This window comes from Actinomadura parmotrematis, assembly GCF_019458805.1.
Taxonomy (GTDB): Bacteria; Actinomycetota; Actinomycetes; order Streptosporangiales; family Streptosporangiaceae; genus Spirillospora; species Spirillospora parmotrematis.
Genome location: NZ_JAIBOA010000033.1, coordinates 1 through 13,853, shown reverse-complemented (window position 1 = coordinate 13,853; position 13,853 = coordinate 1). Strand labels below are relative to the sequence as shown.

Here is a 13,853-nt window from a genome sequence, read left to right as displayed (position 1 = left end):
CGGTGCGGACCGCCGCGTTCTAGTCGAGCGCGGCGAGCTGGTCGGCGAACCAGCGCTGGGGCGGCAGCGCCGTCGCGGCGGCGGCGAGCCGCGCGCACCGCTCGGCCCGCACGTCGTGCGGCATCAGCAGGGCCTGGTGCAGCGCCTCGGCGGTCTGCGACACGTCGTAGGGGTTGACCATGACGGCGTCGTCGGCGAGCTCGGCGGCGGCGCCCGCCTCCCGCGACAGCACCAGGGCGCACCCCGCGCGCGACAGCACCGGTCCCTCCTTGGCGACGAGGTTCATGCCGTCGCGGATGGGGTTGACCAGCAGCACGTCGGCGAGGCCGTAGGCGGCGAGCGAGCGCGGGTAGTCGTCGTTGACCTGGAGGATCAGCGGCTCCCAGTCCGGCGTGCCGAACTCGTCGACGATCTCCCCGGCGACGCGCTGCACGGCCGCGGTGTACTCGCGGTACTCGGGCAGGTCGTGCCGGGAGGGGTAGGCGAACGCCAGGTGGACGACGCGGCCGCGCCACTCGGGGTGGTTGGCGAGCATCTCGCGGTAGGCGGCGAGGCCCCGCACGATGTTCTTGGACAGCTCGGTCCGGTCGATGCGGACGATGAGCCGGCGGCCGCCGACCTGCGCGCGGAGCGCCTCGGCGTGCGCGGCGGCGTCCGGTTCGGCGGCGCGGGCGCGCAGCCCGGCGCCGTCCACGCCGAGGCCGTGCACGCCGACGCGGGTGACGTGCCCGGCGCGGGTGACGGTGCGGGCGTGCCGGTCGACCTTGGCGCCGGGCAGCAGCGCCTCGCAGCAGTCCAGGAACGCCGCCGCCCACCGCTCGGTGAGGAACCCGGCGTGGTCGGCGCCGAGGACGCCCTCCAGGACGGCGGCACCGACGTCGTCGGGCAGCAGCGCGAAGTACTCCGGCGGCGCCCACGGCGTGTGCGAGAAGTGCGCGATCCGCAGGTCGGGGCGGCGCTCGCGCAGCAGCGCGGGCGCGAGCGACAGGTGGTAGTCCTGGATCACGGCCTTGGCGCCGGGCTCGGCGTCGCGGGCGAGCGCGTCGGCGAACGCGGCGTTGTAAGCCTCGTAGGACTGCCAGTCGCGGCGCGCGCGGGCGTCGAAGTGCGGTGCCCGCGGAGTGTCGTACAGCAGGTGGTGGACGAACCAGAGCGTGGAGTTGGCGACCGCGTTGTAGGCGCGGTGGAACGTCGCGGCGGGGATGTCGAGCATCCGGACGGCCGCGCCGCCGGTGTCGTGGCCGGCGCGGTCCAGACGGCCCTCGGGGGCCTGCCGGGCGGCGGCGCGGTCGGCGTCGCCGAGCGCGGCGCACACCCACAGCACGTCGGGGCCGCCGGGGCCGGTCACCGAGGCGAGCCCGGAGACCAGGCCGCCGCCGCCTCGCCGCATCGTCAGATCTCCCTCACCCGACAGCGCGAACGAGACCGGTCCACGGTTGGACGCCACCAGCACTTGGCTCATAGGCGGAAGCCTCTCAGTCGAGGCGAAGCCGCACCAAAGCGACCCGGGGGAAGCGCGGCGGCGGGGGCCGGGTTAGGGGACGAAGCGGGGGGTATCGGCTGCCGCATGGCCTCGGAGACGAAGAAGACCGTGATCGTCGCGGGCGTGGCGAACCTCATCCTGGCCGTCGTGAAGCTGGTCGCGGGCGTCGTCGCCGGGTCCAGCGCGATGATGGCCGAGGGCGCCCACTCGGTCGCCGACACCATGAACCAGGGGTTCCTGCTGGCGTCCCTGCGGCGCAGCGCGCGGCCCGCCGACCACCGGCACCCCTTCGGCTACGGCAACGAGCGCTACTTCTGGTCGCTGCTCGCCGCGTTCGGGATCTTCGTGGCCGGCGCCGGCTACTCCATCTACGAGGGCGTCCACACGATCCTGTCGCCGCCCGGCGAGGAGGGCGGGGTGTGGCTCGCCTACGCCGTGCTCGGCGCCGGCGTGCTGCTGGAGGGCACCTCGTGGATCCGGGCGTACTCGCAGGCCCGCAAGGAGACCCGCGACAACGGGCGCGACATCGTCGACCACGTGCGGCGCTCCCCGGACGTCACCTTCAAGGCCGCGCTGCTGGAGGACACCGCCGCGGTCATCGGCCTCGTCGTCGCCGCGCTCGGCCTGCTGCTCCGCCAGCTCACCGGGTCGCACGTCTACGACGGCGTCGCCTCCATCGTGATCGGCCTGCTGCTCATCGCGGTGGCGTTCGCGCTCGGCCGCGACAGCAAGGATCTGATCATCGGGCAGTCCGCGGACCGCGAGGTGCAGGACCGCATCCGCGAGGTCATCGCCGGGGCGCCCGGCGTGGCGCGGGTGGACGAGCTGTTCACCCTGCACTTCGGCCCGGACGAGCTGCTGGTCGCCGCGAAGGTGGGCTTCGCCGACGACATCAGCGCCGACCAGGCCGAGGACGTCGCGGGCGAGGTGGACGGGCTGCTCTGCCGGGAGGTCCCGCTCGTCCGGCACGTGTTCCTCGACCCGACCCAGGGCGCCGAGCGGGCGGCGGACGGCGCCGAGGGGTGCGCGGTGCCCGCCCCGCGCGCGCCGTCGGAGGACGGCGGCGACGCACGCGACCGCGAGGTGGGGCGGCCCGCGTGAACCCCGCCGCGGCCGGGTAGTGTCCGGAACGGACGACCCCGGCCGATCAGGTAAACGGGCAGTTCGTGTAATCTCTGGCTAAACAACTTCATATCGCTCATCCAGAGGGGTGGAGGGACCGGCCCTGCGAAGCCCCGGCAACCACCCGGCCACCGCGCTCGCGACCTGCGAGGCCGGCCGGGAGATGGTGCCAACTCCGGCCTGCGACCAAGGTGGCGCAGGAAAGATGGGGGAAGGGCCTCGCTTCATGGCGCTCACGCCTGCTACCGATCTCGGACCCGCGACCGCGCTGACCTGCCGCGAGTGCGGTCACACCAGGGAACTCGGCCCGCACTACGCGTGCGAGGAGTGTTTCGGGCCGCTGGAGATCTCCTACGACTTCGCCGACGTCACCCGGGCCTCCATCGAGGCCGGGCCGCGCAACATCTGGCGCTACCGCGGGCTGCTGCCCGTCCCGGGCAACGTCACCGACACCCCGAACACCGAGCCGGGCCTCACCCGGCTGGTGCGCGCCGACCAGCTCGCCGAGGCGCTCGGCCTGCAGCGGCTCTGGGTGAAGGACGACAGCGGCAACCCCACGCACTCGTTCAAGGACCGCGTCGTCGCGGTCGCGCTCGCCGCCGCCCGCGAGCTCGGCTTCAAGGTGCTGGCCTGCCCGTCCACCGGCAACCTGGCCAACGCCGTCGCGGCCGCCGCGGCCCGCGCCGGGATCCGCAGCGCGGTGTTCGTGCCGTCGAACCTGGAGTCCCAGAAGATCATCACGACGGCCGTGTACGGCGGCACGTTCGTGACCGTGGACGGCAACTACGACGACGTCAACCGGCTCGCCTCGGAGATCGCCGGCGAGCAGGACGGCTGGGCGTTCGTCAACGTCAACGTCCGCCCCTACTACGCCGAGGGCTCCAAGACGCTCGGCTACGAGATCGCCGAGCAGCTCGGCTGGCGGCTGCCGGACCAGATCGTGGTCCCGGTGGCGTCCGGCTCCCAGCTCACCAAGATCGACAAGGCTTTCCAGGAGTTCATCAGGCTGGGTCTGGTCGAGGACAAGCCGTACCAGGTGTTCGGCGCGCAGGCCGCGGGCTGCGGCCCGGTGGCGGCGGCGTTCAAGGCCGGGCACGACGTGGTCCGCCCGGTGAAGCCCGACACGATCGCCAAGTCGCTGGCGATCGGCAACCCCGCCGACGGCCCGTACGTGCTGGACGTGGTGCGCCGCACCGGCGGCGCCGTCGAGGACGTCACCGACGCCGAGGTCGTCGAGGGCATCCGGCTGCTGGCCCGCACCGAGGGGATCTTCGGCGAGACCGCGGGCGGCGTCACCGTCGGGGTGCTGCGCAAGCTGGTGGAGTCGGGCGCGCTCGACCCGTCCGCCGAGACCGTCATCATCAACTCCGGCGACGGCCTGAAGACGCTGGACGCCATCTCCTCGTCGGTCGCGCCGAGCGCGAACATCGCCCCGACCCTGGAAGCCTTCCGGGCCGCGGACCTCGCCTGAGCCCGCCCGCCCCCGCCGCACCGATCCACCCGAGCAAGGAGCCAGCAGCATGAGCGTGTCCGTGCGCATCCCGACGATCCTGCGGACCTACACCGGCGGCGCGTCGGAGGTGCAGGCCGAGGGCGACACCCTGCGCGCCGTCGTCGCCGACCTGGAGGCCGCCCACACCGGCATCGCGGCCCGCATCCTCGACGACGCCGGCAAGATCCGCCGCTTCGTCAACGTGTACGTGGGCGACGAGGACGTCCGGTTCGCCGACGGCCTGGACACCGCGACGCCGGCGGGCGCGCAGGTCTCCATCATCCCGGCGGTGGCCGGCGGCTGATCCGCCGCCGCCCCCGGACGGCCCGCCGAACGGCCGCGTCCCGCGCTCCGGTGCGGGATGCGGCCATGTTCGGGGGGCTTTTTACTGCTAGATGGGGGTAAAAGCCGTGGCATGGGGATAGCGGAGGACCTGGCCGCGGCCGTGCGCGCCCATCCCGCGGTGCGGCGCGTCGAGCCGATCGGCTCGCGCGCGCGGGGCACCGCCACCGAACTGTCCGACTGGGACTACCAGGTGATCGTCGAGGACTTCGGCGAGCTGGCCGCCGACCTGCCCGGGATCGCCGCCGCGCACGGCCCGCTGAGCGCGCAGTGGGACCCGCTCGGCGACTGCGCCGGCTACCTGATGATCTTCCCGGGGCCGGTCAAGGTGGACCTGGTCTTCCCCGAGGTGGCGCGCAGCCGGCACCGGCCCTGGCGGGTCGGCCCCGACACCCTGCAGCCCATCGACGCGCACTTCTGGGACTGGACGCTGTGGCTGGTCAGCAAGCGCCGGCGCGGCATGGCCGACCGGGTGCGCGGCGAGCTGCTGAAGATGAGCCGCCACCTGCTGGAACCGCTCGGCGTCGCGACCGTCCCGCACTCCCTGGAGGAGGCCGCCGACCGCTACGTCCGCGCCCGCGCGCGGCTGGAGGCCCGCTACGGCATGCGGGTGCCGCGGCAGCTGGAGAGCGCCGTGCTGCCGCTGGTGAAGGCGTCGGACGGTGACCGTTACCGGCCGTCCGACCTGCGGTCATAGGCTTGTCCTGCCGCCGCCCCCGATCGCGGTGCGGACGGCCGCCGCGTCCCGCGCGTCCCACCGGGCGCGAACGCCCCACCATCGGACGTCGGCCCTGGGAGAGGGCATCCCGGAGGTATCCGGACGAGCCCGTCCTCCGCTTGCACTCGACGGGGTAGAGTGCTAAACACACCATTAGCACTCGGCTGTGGCGAGTGATAATCCCACAGCTTCGGGTCGGGACGACGAGGTCCCCGTCCGGCGGCGGAATGGCAGCCGCCCGGACGGATCCGTCCGTCGCGGGCGTCGCCTCGATCCGTTTATGGCCACCTGTTCCGGGAGGACTGGAGCCTCATGGCTGCAAAGATGATCTCGTTCGACGAAGAGGCCCGCCGCGGTCTCGAGCGCGGCATGAACCAGCTCGCCGACGCCGTCAAGGTCACCCTCGGCCCCAAGGGCCGCAACGTCGTGCTGGAGAAGAAGTGGGGCGCCCCCACGATCACCAACGACGGTGTGTCGATCGCCAAGGAGATCGAGCTCGAGGACCCGTGGGAGAAGATCGGGGCCGAGCTCGTCAAGGAGGTCGCCAAGAAGACCGACGACGTCGCGGGCGACGGCACCACCACCGCCACCGTCCTCGCCCAGGCGCTGGTCCGCGAGGGCCTGCGCAACGTCGCCGCCGGCGCCAACCCGATGTCCCTGAAGAAGGGCATCGAGGCCGCCGTCGAGCGCGTCTCCGAGGAGCTGCACAAGCTCGCCAAGGACGTGGAGACCAAGGAGCAGATCGCCTCCACCGCCTCCATCTCCGCGGGCGACGTCCAGATCGGCCAGATGATCGCCGAGGCGATGGACAAGGTCGGCAAGGAAGGCGTCATCACCGTCGAGGAGAGCAACACCTTCGGGCTGGAGCTGGAGCTCACCGAGGGCATGCGCTTCGACAAGGGCTACATCTCGCCCTACTTCGTCACCGACCCCGAGCGGATGGAGGCCGTCCTCGACGACCCCTACATCCTCATCGTGCAGGGCAAGGCGTCGGCCAACAAGGACCTGCTGCCGGTCCTGGAGGGCGTCATGCAGTCCTCCAAGCCGCTGCTGATCATCGCCGAGGACGTGGACGGCGAGGCGCTGGCCACCCTGGTCGTCAACAAGATCCGCGGGATCTTCAAGTCCGTCGCCGTCAAGGCCCCGGGCTTCGGCGACCGCCGCAAGGCCATGCTGGGCGACATCGCCACGCTGACCGGCGGCCAGGTCATCTCCGAGGACGTCGGCCTCAAGCTGGAGAACACCAGCCTCGACATGCTGGGCCGCGCCCGCAAGGTGGTCGTCTCCAAGGACGAGACCACCATCGTCGACGGCGCCGGTGACGCCAACGAGATCGCCGGCCGGGTCAACCAGATCCGCACCGAGATCGACAACACCGACTCCGACTACGACCGCGAGAAGCTCCAGGAGCGCCTGGCCAAGCTCGCCGGCGGTGTCGCGGTCATCAAGGCCGGCGCCGCCACCGAGGTGGAGCTGAAGGAGCGCAAGCACCGCATCGAGGACGCCGTCCGCAACGCCAAGGCGGCCGTCGAGGAGGGCATCGTCCCCGGCGGCGGCGTCGCGCTGCTGCAGGCCGGCACCAAGGCCTTCGACAAGCTGGAGCTGAAGGGCGACGAGGCCACCGGTGCCGCGATCGTCAAGCGCGCTCTGGAGGAGCCCCTCAAGCAGATCGCCGTGAACGCCGGCCTCGAGGGCGGCGTCGTGGTGGAGAAGGTGCGCAACCTGACCCCCGGCGAGGGCCTGAACGCCGCCACCGGCGAGTACGTCAACATGTTCGAGTCGGGCATCCTCGACCCGGCCAAGGTGACGCGTTCCGCGCTGCAGAACGCCTCGTCGATCGCGGCCCTGTTCCTCACCACCGAGGCCGTCATCGCCGAGAAGCCGGAGAAGAACGCCGCTCCGGCGATGCCCGACGGCGCCGGCGGCATGGACTTCTGATCTCCGATCGGATGACCCCGTGAAAAGGGGGCGGCCCGCGAGGGCCGCCCCCTTTAACGTCCTGGAGCGGCCCGCTGACTCAGGGCTCGCACGCCCGCGAAACCCTTTCGCGGGGGCGCGCGGCTTGGCAGGATCGCCCGCGTGACAGAACTCTTCACTCAGGACAGGTTCCGCGTGGACCAGCCGCGCCGGGGCCCCTACGCGCGCAGCCGGTACCGCGTCACCGACACCGACGGCACCGTCCTCGCCGTCGCCGACCAGCTGACCCGGCGGCGCGGCGAGACGCTGAAGTCGGTCTTCCCCGGCAAGTCCGAGCTGGATCCCCGCTCGGTCGTCCTGTCCAGCCCCGAGGGCGACCCGATGCTGGAGGTCGACAAGGAGGTCGGCCGGATGCTCATCTCGGTGCGCGGCCCGGAGGGCGAGGCGATCGGCTCGATCAACACCGAGCGCGTCGGCCGCCGCTACATCCTGCGCGACGCCGAGGGCGGCAAGGTCGGCGAGATCACGGTGGACATCTCCCGCAACCACTTCCACGTCATCGACCGGGAGCGCAACCGGGTCGCCTACGTGCAGAAGAAGTTCGCCGGCATCGCCACGCACCTGCTGACCACGGCCGACAAGTACGACGTGACGATCGAGGAGCGGGTGGCCGAGCCACTGCGGACGCTGGCGGTCGCCACCGCGATCGCGATGGACATGGCCCTGCACGAGTCCAAGGACCTCACCTGAGGCGGCCGGCGTCCCGCAGGTCGTCGAAGATGAGCTGGCCGACGGCGAGCTCCTCGGCGATCTCGCGGAGCAGCGTCCGCTCGTCGCTCTCGCCGGCCTCGCGCTTGCCGCCGGGCAGGTACCAGACGTCCTTGCCGCGCGAGCGGGTGGACAGGACCCGCCCGCCCTCCGGCCGCACCCACGCGATCTTGTCGATCAGCCGCCCCCTGCCGGCGATCCTAACGGGGCGCGGGCGCGGACGTCAGGCGCGCCCGTTCCGCCGCAGGACCGCCACGGCCTGGACGGTCGCGTAGCCGCGCCATTCGAGCGTCGCGGCGGGGGAGTAGTTGGCGAAGTCCACCGTCCAGCCGCCGTCGTCGAGCTGCTCGCCGGCCAGCGCGTCCAGTTCCTCGGCCACCGTCGCCGCGGAGAACAGGGCGCGGACGTGGCCGTCGGGGGAGGGCGCGAAGTCGAGCGGGCCGAGCTTCTCGTCCTCCTGGCCGCCCGCGACGCGCAGCCAGCCGTCGTCGGGGATGAAGTGGCCGAGGCGCTCCGCGAGCTTCGCCGTCCCGTCGCCGAGGGCGTCCAGCAGGTGCAGGCTGAACATCAGCTCGATCGCGTTCGGCGCCTCCTCCAGGCGTTCCATGGCGTCCAGGCAGAAGGCGGTGGCGCCCTCCAGCCAGGGGTGCGCGGCGACGCGCGGGTCCTGGACGCGGTGCGCCTGCGCCGCGACCGCCGCCGTGATCTGGAGCGAGGACGCGGGCGAGGCGGACGTCCAGAACGGCGCGCAGCCCGCCGGGCGGATCACCGGCAGCGCGAACGGCACGCCGCCGTCGGGCCGCGACACCGTCGCCAGCCAGTCGCAGAGGGCCACGGCCTCGTCCGCGGGCGGCAGGTCGGCGAAGACCTCGAAGGCGTGCAGCGCGCTTCCGGTCTGGCTCTCGGGGGAGCGCAGGTCGGGTTCGAGGCCGTTGCCGTAACCCCCGTCGGGGTTGCGGTAGGCGTTCACCGCCGCCAGCAGTGCGGCCGGCTCGCCGTCGCCGAGCAGGACGGCGAACCGGCGGCGGTCCAGCAGCCGGGCGTGCGTGGCCATGAAGTCCGTGGCGGCGTCAAGATCGATGCTCATGCCTCAAGCCTGCTGCACCGGCGCCCCGGCGGTCTTGTAGGAAACGGACTTGAGCCGGGGCGCGAGCGCCAGCGTCACCGCCGAGGACGCCAGCGCCATCGCGCCCATCGCGACCGCGGGCGACGACACCTGCGCGATGCCGCCGGCGAGCGCCGCCCCCACCCCCTGCATGGCGAAGATGCCCGACAACTGCAGCCCGAGGCCCTGCCCGCTCATCTCCTCGGGAGTCAGCATCACCAGCCGTTCCTGCAGCAGCAGGCTCGCCGAGTAGCCGAACGACGCCACGGTCACCACCACGACCGCGATGGCGAGCGGCGGATGCACCGGCATCGCCAGATACGGCACCGCGAGCAGCAACCGCAGCGGCGCGTTCACCCGGGACCGCCACCGCGGCGCGACGAACCGGCCCATCACCGTGTCGCCCGCCAGCATCCCGGCCGCCGCCATCGCGAACAGCAGGCCCGCGTGGCTCGGCGCGTACGGCACGAACAGCGACTCGCACCCGACGATCAGCCCGTTCGGCACCCACAGCGCCAGGTAGGCGGGGAGCCGCTCGCGCGACGACAGCAGCACCCGGTTCGTCCGCCAGGTCTCCGCCACCGACACGCTGCCGCCCGCGCGCGCCGGCCGCGACGTCAGGCCGGTCGCCGCGACCCCGGCCGCCGTCAGGAAGAGCGCCGCGCCCGCCAGCAGCACCCCGCGCGGCGACAGCCGGTCCAGCAGCAGCCCGCCCGCCACGAACCCGACGATCTGCACCAGGCCCGTCGACATGTTCAGCACCGACCGGCCCAGCACGAACCCCTCGCGCGGCAGGATCTCCGTGATCAGCCCGTACCGGACGGCGCTGTACAGCGACGCCACCAGCCCCTCGCTCAGCAGCAGCACGAACACCGCCCACAGCGGCAGTCCCGGAATCGCCAGCACCGCCGTCGCCGCCGCGAACATCAACGCCATCGCCGCCGCCGCAGCGCGCGGCGGCAACCGGTCCGCCGCCGACAGCAGCGCGACCGCCCCGACGAGCTGCGCGAACGACGAGCCGAACATGCTGAGCGCCGCCAGCAGCGGCGACCCCGTCCGCGCGAACACCAGCGTGCCGAGCGCCAGCCCTGCCATCGTCTGCGCCGTCACCTGCAACCCCGAGATCGCGAACAGCGGCGTGAACTCGCGCGTCCTGAACAGTTCCCCGTAAGTACGCATGCGGAGGAGTGTCGGACGCTCCCGCCGCCACCCGTTACAGTTTCGCGTGGAGGCGAAACATGGGCTGGTGGCAGATCAACGCCGACACCCTCGCGGGCAGCCGCTTCACGGTGTCGCCCCTGTCGGAGACGATCGCCTGCCTGATAACGCTCCACCGCGACCGCGCCGTCCACCCCGGCGAACGCGCCTGGCTGCACACGCACCGCGCCGCCTACCGGGACCGCCTGACCGCCGACCCGGTCACCGCGCGGCTCGTCACCGCCGCCTTCGGCCCCGACTGGAACGCCGACTTCATCACGCCCACCCCGACCGGCGAGGACGCCCCCGACTTCGACCGCGAGCTGGACGTCCTCCGCGCCGCCCCGCCCGCCGCCGCCCGCCACGACCTGCTGCGCTCCCTGCGCGGCCCCCTCCCGGACGCCCTGGACCGCGACGACCTCCCGCACCGCGCCGCCGACCTGCTCGCCTGGGTGTGGGAGCGCACCGTCCGGCCCGACTGGACGCGCCGCCGCCACGTCCTGGAGGCCGACATCGTCGCCCGCACCAGCCGCCTCGGCCGCGGCGGCTGGGCCGCCGCCCTGGACGGCCTGCGCCCCGGCATGCGCTGGCTCGGCGGCGACCGCCTGCGGACCAACATGGGCGACTACCCGCCGCGCGAGCTCGCGGGCGTCCAGCTCCTCCTGGTGCCCGTCACCCCGTCGCAGGGCCGCTGGACCAGCTGGGAGGGCACCGGCCGCTACGCCCTCACCTACCCCTGTTCCGGCACGCTCGCCGAACGTCCCGCCGCCGCGCCCGCGCCCCTCGCCCGCCTCCTCGGCCCGCACCGCGCCGCCGCGCTCGTCCTGCTCGCCGACCCGAAGAGCACCACGCAGCTCGTGGCGCTGACCGGCCAGACCCTCGGCTCGGTCGGCCGGCACCTGCGCGTCCTGCTGGACGCCGGCCTCGTCGAGCGCCGCCGCACCGGCCGGTCCGTCCTCTACTACCGCACCGACGCCGGCGACGCCGTCGTCCGCGCCGCCGGATGACGGCCCGGCCCGAGGACCCGTCAGCGGTGCAGCGCGGTCTCCCGCTCGATCCGTGACAGCTTCTCGGGGTTGCGCACCGCGTAGAGGCCGGTGATGAGGCCGTCCTCGACGCGCACGGCGATCACGGTGTCGATGCGGCCGCCGACCCGCACGACCAGCGCCGGGTAGCCGTTGACCTGCTCGGGCCGCAGCGCCGCCTCCCCGCCGATCCTGCCCAGGACGGGCGCGACGGCCCCGGCCCCGACGACGGGCGCCAGCGCGGCCCGGACCACGCCGCCGCCGTCGGTCAGCAGCACGACGTCCGGGGCCAGGACGTCGAGCAGGCGCTGCGCGTCCCCCGACTCGACGGCCTGCTGGAACGCCGCGAGCACGTCCCGGGCCTCCGCCGACGAGACCGCCGCCCGCGGCCGCCGGGCGGCCACGTGCGCCCGCGCCCGATGGGCGATCTGGCGGACCGCGGCCGGCGTCCGGGCGACGGCCGCGGCGATCTCGTCGTAGGGCAGGTCGAACACCTCGCGGAGCACGAACACCGCCCGCTCGGTCGGCGCGAGCGTCTCCATCACCAGCAGCATCGCCATCGAGACGCTGTCGGCCAGCTCGACGTCCTCCGCCACGTCCGGCGCGGTCAGCAGCGGCTCGGGCAGCCAGGGACCGACGTAGGACTCCTTGCGGCGGCGCAGCGTCCGCATGCGCATGAGCGCCTGGCGCGTGGTGATCCGCACCAGGTAGGCGCGCCGGTCGCGGACGCCGCCCAGATCGACGTCCGACCACCGCAGCCAGGTCTCCTGCAGCACGTCCTCGGCGTCGGCGGCCGAGCCGAGCATCTCGTAGGCGACGGTGAACAGCAGGCCGCGGTGCGCGACGAACGCCTCCGTGGCGGCGTCCGCCGCCGCGGACCGGTCGGTGGGTCGGCCGTGCTCGTCCATTCGGGGCTCCCGCCTGTCGTCGATCACCTGGTGCCCGTGCTGCCGCGGGTGCGGGCCGGCACACGCACAAGATGCCGCCGCCACCCTCGTTGTGACGGCCGCGAGGAGTGGCGTGCGTCACGCCGGCGAGCCGTCACGGGAACGGGGACGTCGGCATCTTCATGGTCGCCAGATGCCGCGGCGACGAACCGCGGCCCACGAACTCCCGATGAGGAGCACGCCATGCCGGCACGCGCGAACCTGTTCGACACCCCCTCCGGAACGGCGGCCAGGGCCGCCGGGCACTTCGGAGCGGCGAGCAGGACGATCCTCGACGACTCGACGCTGCCCGCGGCGGTCCAGCGGCTGGTGCTGCTGCGCGTCAGCCAGGTCAACGGCGACGGCTACGCCACCGACGTGTGGAGCAAGAACGCCGCGCACGCCGGCGAGGACGCCACCCGCGTCAACCTGGTGGCGGCCTGGCGCGAGTCGACGGTCTTCACCGACGCCGAGCGGGCCGCGCTGGAGCTGGCCGAGGAGGGCACCCGCATCGCCGACGCCTCCGGCGGCGTCACCGACGCGGTGTGGAACACCGCCGCCCGGCACTTCGACGAGGACCAGCTCGCGGACCTGGTGATGCTGATCGCACTCATCAACGCCACCAACCGGATGGGCGTCATCGTCGCCGAGCGCGGCGGCGACTACCAGCCCGGACACTCCGGCTGACCCCCCTGCCGATCTCCCCGCACCACCTGACCACACCTACCGCAGAGCAAGGGAGCACACCATGGAACCGCGCTTCGACCTGATGACCAACCCGCTCGGCGCCAAGATCGCCAAGCGGATCTACAACGTCGCCCTCGCCATCACGCAGTCGTCACTGCCCGAGGCCACCCAGAACCTAGTGATGCTGCGCGCCAGCCAGATCAACGGCTGCGGGTTCTGCGTCGACTACCACGCCAAGGACGCGGCCGCCGCGGGCGAGGACGCCACCCGCGTCAACCTGGTGGCGGCCTGGCGCGAGTCGACGGTCTTCACCGACGCCGAGCGGGCCGCGCTGGCCCTCACCGAGGAGGGCACTCGCGTCGCCGACGCCTCCGGCGGCGTGTCCGACGCGACCTGGGCCGACGTCCGCGCGCACTACGACGACGACCAGATCGCCGCGCTGGTCTCCCTCATCGCCATGATCAACGCCAACAACAGGCTCAACGTCATCGTCCGCAACCCCGGGGGCTCCTACGAGCCCGGCAAGTTCGCCGCCCTGGCGAACTGAGGGACCGGACGCCCGCCGCCCCCGCACCCCACGGACGCGATCGCTCGCCCGCCGACCCGCACCCAGCGTGCCGCCGGGCGAGCGCGGGGAGGGGAGCGGAGGGACTCACGGTCGGCCTTCTCGACCGGGATCCGCTTTCCGATAACCGTGATGACCTGCACGAATGCGAACACATCGCACCGCGGACGCAACACGCTTCAACGAATCACGCCGTTCGGTTTGACGCGGCCATCCCCTGGGCATACTGTTCTCTTCGCCCCACACGGAGCGGGACGCCGACAGGCGACCGGCCGGAGGGGAACCACCAGACAACCGGCCGACGCGGCTCAGTCGCGCCTGCCGGCCCCTGGCGGGAATCAGGGAAAGCGCGGTTTTGACAAACGCGCAGGATCTGATGAAATGGCAACAGCCGCCCGGAAGGGAACGCGAAAGCGGACCCGGAAACGGCGGAATCGGAGAAGAACGGGAAATTGACAGCCCGAACGGATCTGATAAAGTAATCGAGTCGCCCCGGAGTGAGACCT

The 13,853-nt window shown here is 72.9% G+C and carries 14 protein-coding genes and 1 riboswitch; of the genes, 9 read left to right on the top strand and 5 right to left on the bottom strand.

Annotated elements, in window-relative coordinates; genetic code table 11:
* Positions 1-19: 19 nt before the first annotated feature.
* Positions 20-1,462 (bottom strand): alpha,alpha-trehalose-phosphate synthase (UDP-forming), encoded by a 1,443-nt coding sequence (locus tag K1Y72_RS33560; RefSeq protein WP_220170561.1) that lies wholly within the window; start codon positions 1,460-1,462, stop codon positions 20-22.
* Positions 1,463-1,567: 105 nt separating this feature from the next.
* Between K1Y72_RS33560 and K1Y72_RS33555 the strand changes: the two genes are divergently transcribed.
* The 6 genes from K1Y72_RS33555 (at position 1,568) to K1Y72_RS37465 (ending at position 7,824) form a co-directional block, all read left to right on the top strand.
* Positions 1,568-2,584 carry a cation diffusion facilitator family transporter gene (locus tag K1Y72_RS33555; RefSeq protein ID WP_220170560.1) on the top strand — a complete coding sequence of 339 codons (1,017 nt, stop codon included), beginning with the start codon at positions 1,568-1,570 and terminating at the stop codon, positions 2,582-2,584.
* Positions 2,585-2,678: 94 nt separating this feature from the next.
* Positions 2,679-2,817: riboswitch (SAM riboswitch) on the top strand.
* A complete protein-coding gene (gene thrC / locus K1Y72_RS33550; protein WP_308287347.1) occupies positions 2,811-4,076 on the top strand; it encodes a threonine synthase in 1,266 nt (421 codons plus the stop codon). (Overlaps the previous riboswitch by 7 nt.)
* Before the next feature lie 49 nt (positions 4,077-4,125).
* Positions 4,126-4,401 (top strand): MoaD/ThiS family protein, encoded by a 276-nt coding sequence (locus K1Y72_RS33545; RefSeq protein ID WP_220170559.1) that lies wholly within the window; start codon positions 4,126-4,128, stop codon positions 4,399-4,401.
* 111 nt (positions 4,402-4,512) lie between these two features.
* Positions 4,513-5,136 (top strand): nucleotidyltransferase domain-containing protein, encoded by a 624-nt coding sequence (locus K1Y72_RS33540; RefSeq protein ID WP_220170558.1) that lies wholly within the window; start codon positions 4,513-4,515, stop codon positions 5,134-5,136.
* A gap of 333 nt (positions 5,137-5,469) precedes the next feature.
* Positions 5,470-7,095, top strand: a complete 1,626-nt coding sequence (gene groL / locus K1Y72_RS33535; protein ID WP_220170557.1) for a chaperonin GroEL — start codon at positions 5,470-5,472, stop codon at positions 7,093-7,095.
* 141 nt (positions 7,096-7,236) lie between these two features.
* Positions 7,237-7,824, top strand: a complete 588-nt coding sequence (locus K1Y72_RS37465; protein ID WP_220170556.1) for a phospholipid scramblase-related protein — start codon at positions 7,237-7,239, stop codon at positions 7,822-7,824.
* Here the strand turns inward: K1Y72_RS37465 and K1Y72_RS33525 are convergent.
* From K1Y72_RS33525 to K1Y72_RS33515, 3 genes are all read right to left on the bottom strand, one after another.
* Positions 7,817-8,002, bottom strand: coding sequence for an NUDIX domain-containing protein (locus K1Y72_RS33525; RefSeq protein ID WP_308287346.1), 186 nt, complete (start codon positions 8,000-8,002; stop codon positions 7,817-7,819). The genes K1Y72_RS37465 and K1Y72_RS33525 overlap by 8 nt on opposite strands.
* 63 nt (positions 8,003-8,065) lie before the next feature.
* Positions 8,066-8,929, bottom strand: coding sequence for a hypothetical protein (locus tag K1Y72_RS33520; RefSeq protein ID WP_220170555.1), 864 nt, complete (start codon positions 8,927-8,929; stop codon positions 8,066-8,068).
* A 3-nt stretch (positions 8,930-8,932) separates the two neighbouring features.
* Positions 8,933-10,126: an MFS transporter gene (locus tag K1Y72_RS33515; RefSeq protein ID WP_220170554.1), complete on the bottom strand. Its 1,194-nt coding sequence runs from the start codon at positions 10,124-10,126 to the stop codon at positions 8,933-8,935.
* 59 nt (positions 10,127-10,185) lie between these two features.
* Here K1Y72_RS33515 and K1Y72_RS33510 point away from each other — a divergent pair, with 59 nt between their 5' ends.
* A complete protein-coding gene (locus tag K1Y72_RS33510) occupies positions 10,186-11,151 on the top strand; it encodes an ArsR/SmtB family transcription factor (RefSeq protein WP_220170553.1) in 966 nt (321 codons plus the stop codon).
* Between the two features lie 20 nt (positions 11,152-11,171).
* Here the strand turns inward: K1Y72_RS33510 and K1Y72_RS33505 are convergent, their stop codons facing one another.
* Complete coding sequence (locus K1Y72_RS33505) at positions 11,172-12,077, bottom strand: RNA polymerase sigma-70 factor (RefSeq protein WP_220170552.1); 906 nt, start codon at positions 12,075-12,077, stop codon at positions 11,172-11,174.
* 222 nt (positions 12,078-12,299) lie between these two features.
* Here K1Y72_RS33505 and K1Y72_RS33500 point away from each other — a divergent pair, with 222 nt between their 5' ends.
* Positions 12,300-12,782 (top strand): carboxymuconolactone decarboxylase family protein, encoded by a 483-nt coding sequence (locus K1Y72_RS33500; protein WP_220170551.1) that lies wholly within the window; start codon positions 12,300-12,302, stop codon positions 12,780-12,782.
* 61 nt (positions 12,783-12,843) lie between these two features.
* Positions 12,844-13,329 (top strand): carboxymuconolactone decarboxylase family protein, encoded by a 486-nt coding sequence (locus K1Y72_RS33495; RefSeq protein WP_220170550.1) that lies wholly within the window; start codon positions 12,844-12,846, stop codon positions 13,327-13,329.
* The last annotated feature ends 524 nt before the right edge of the window (positions 13,330-13,853 follow it).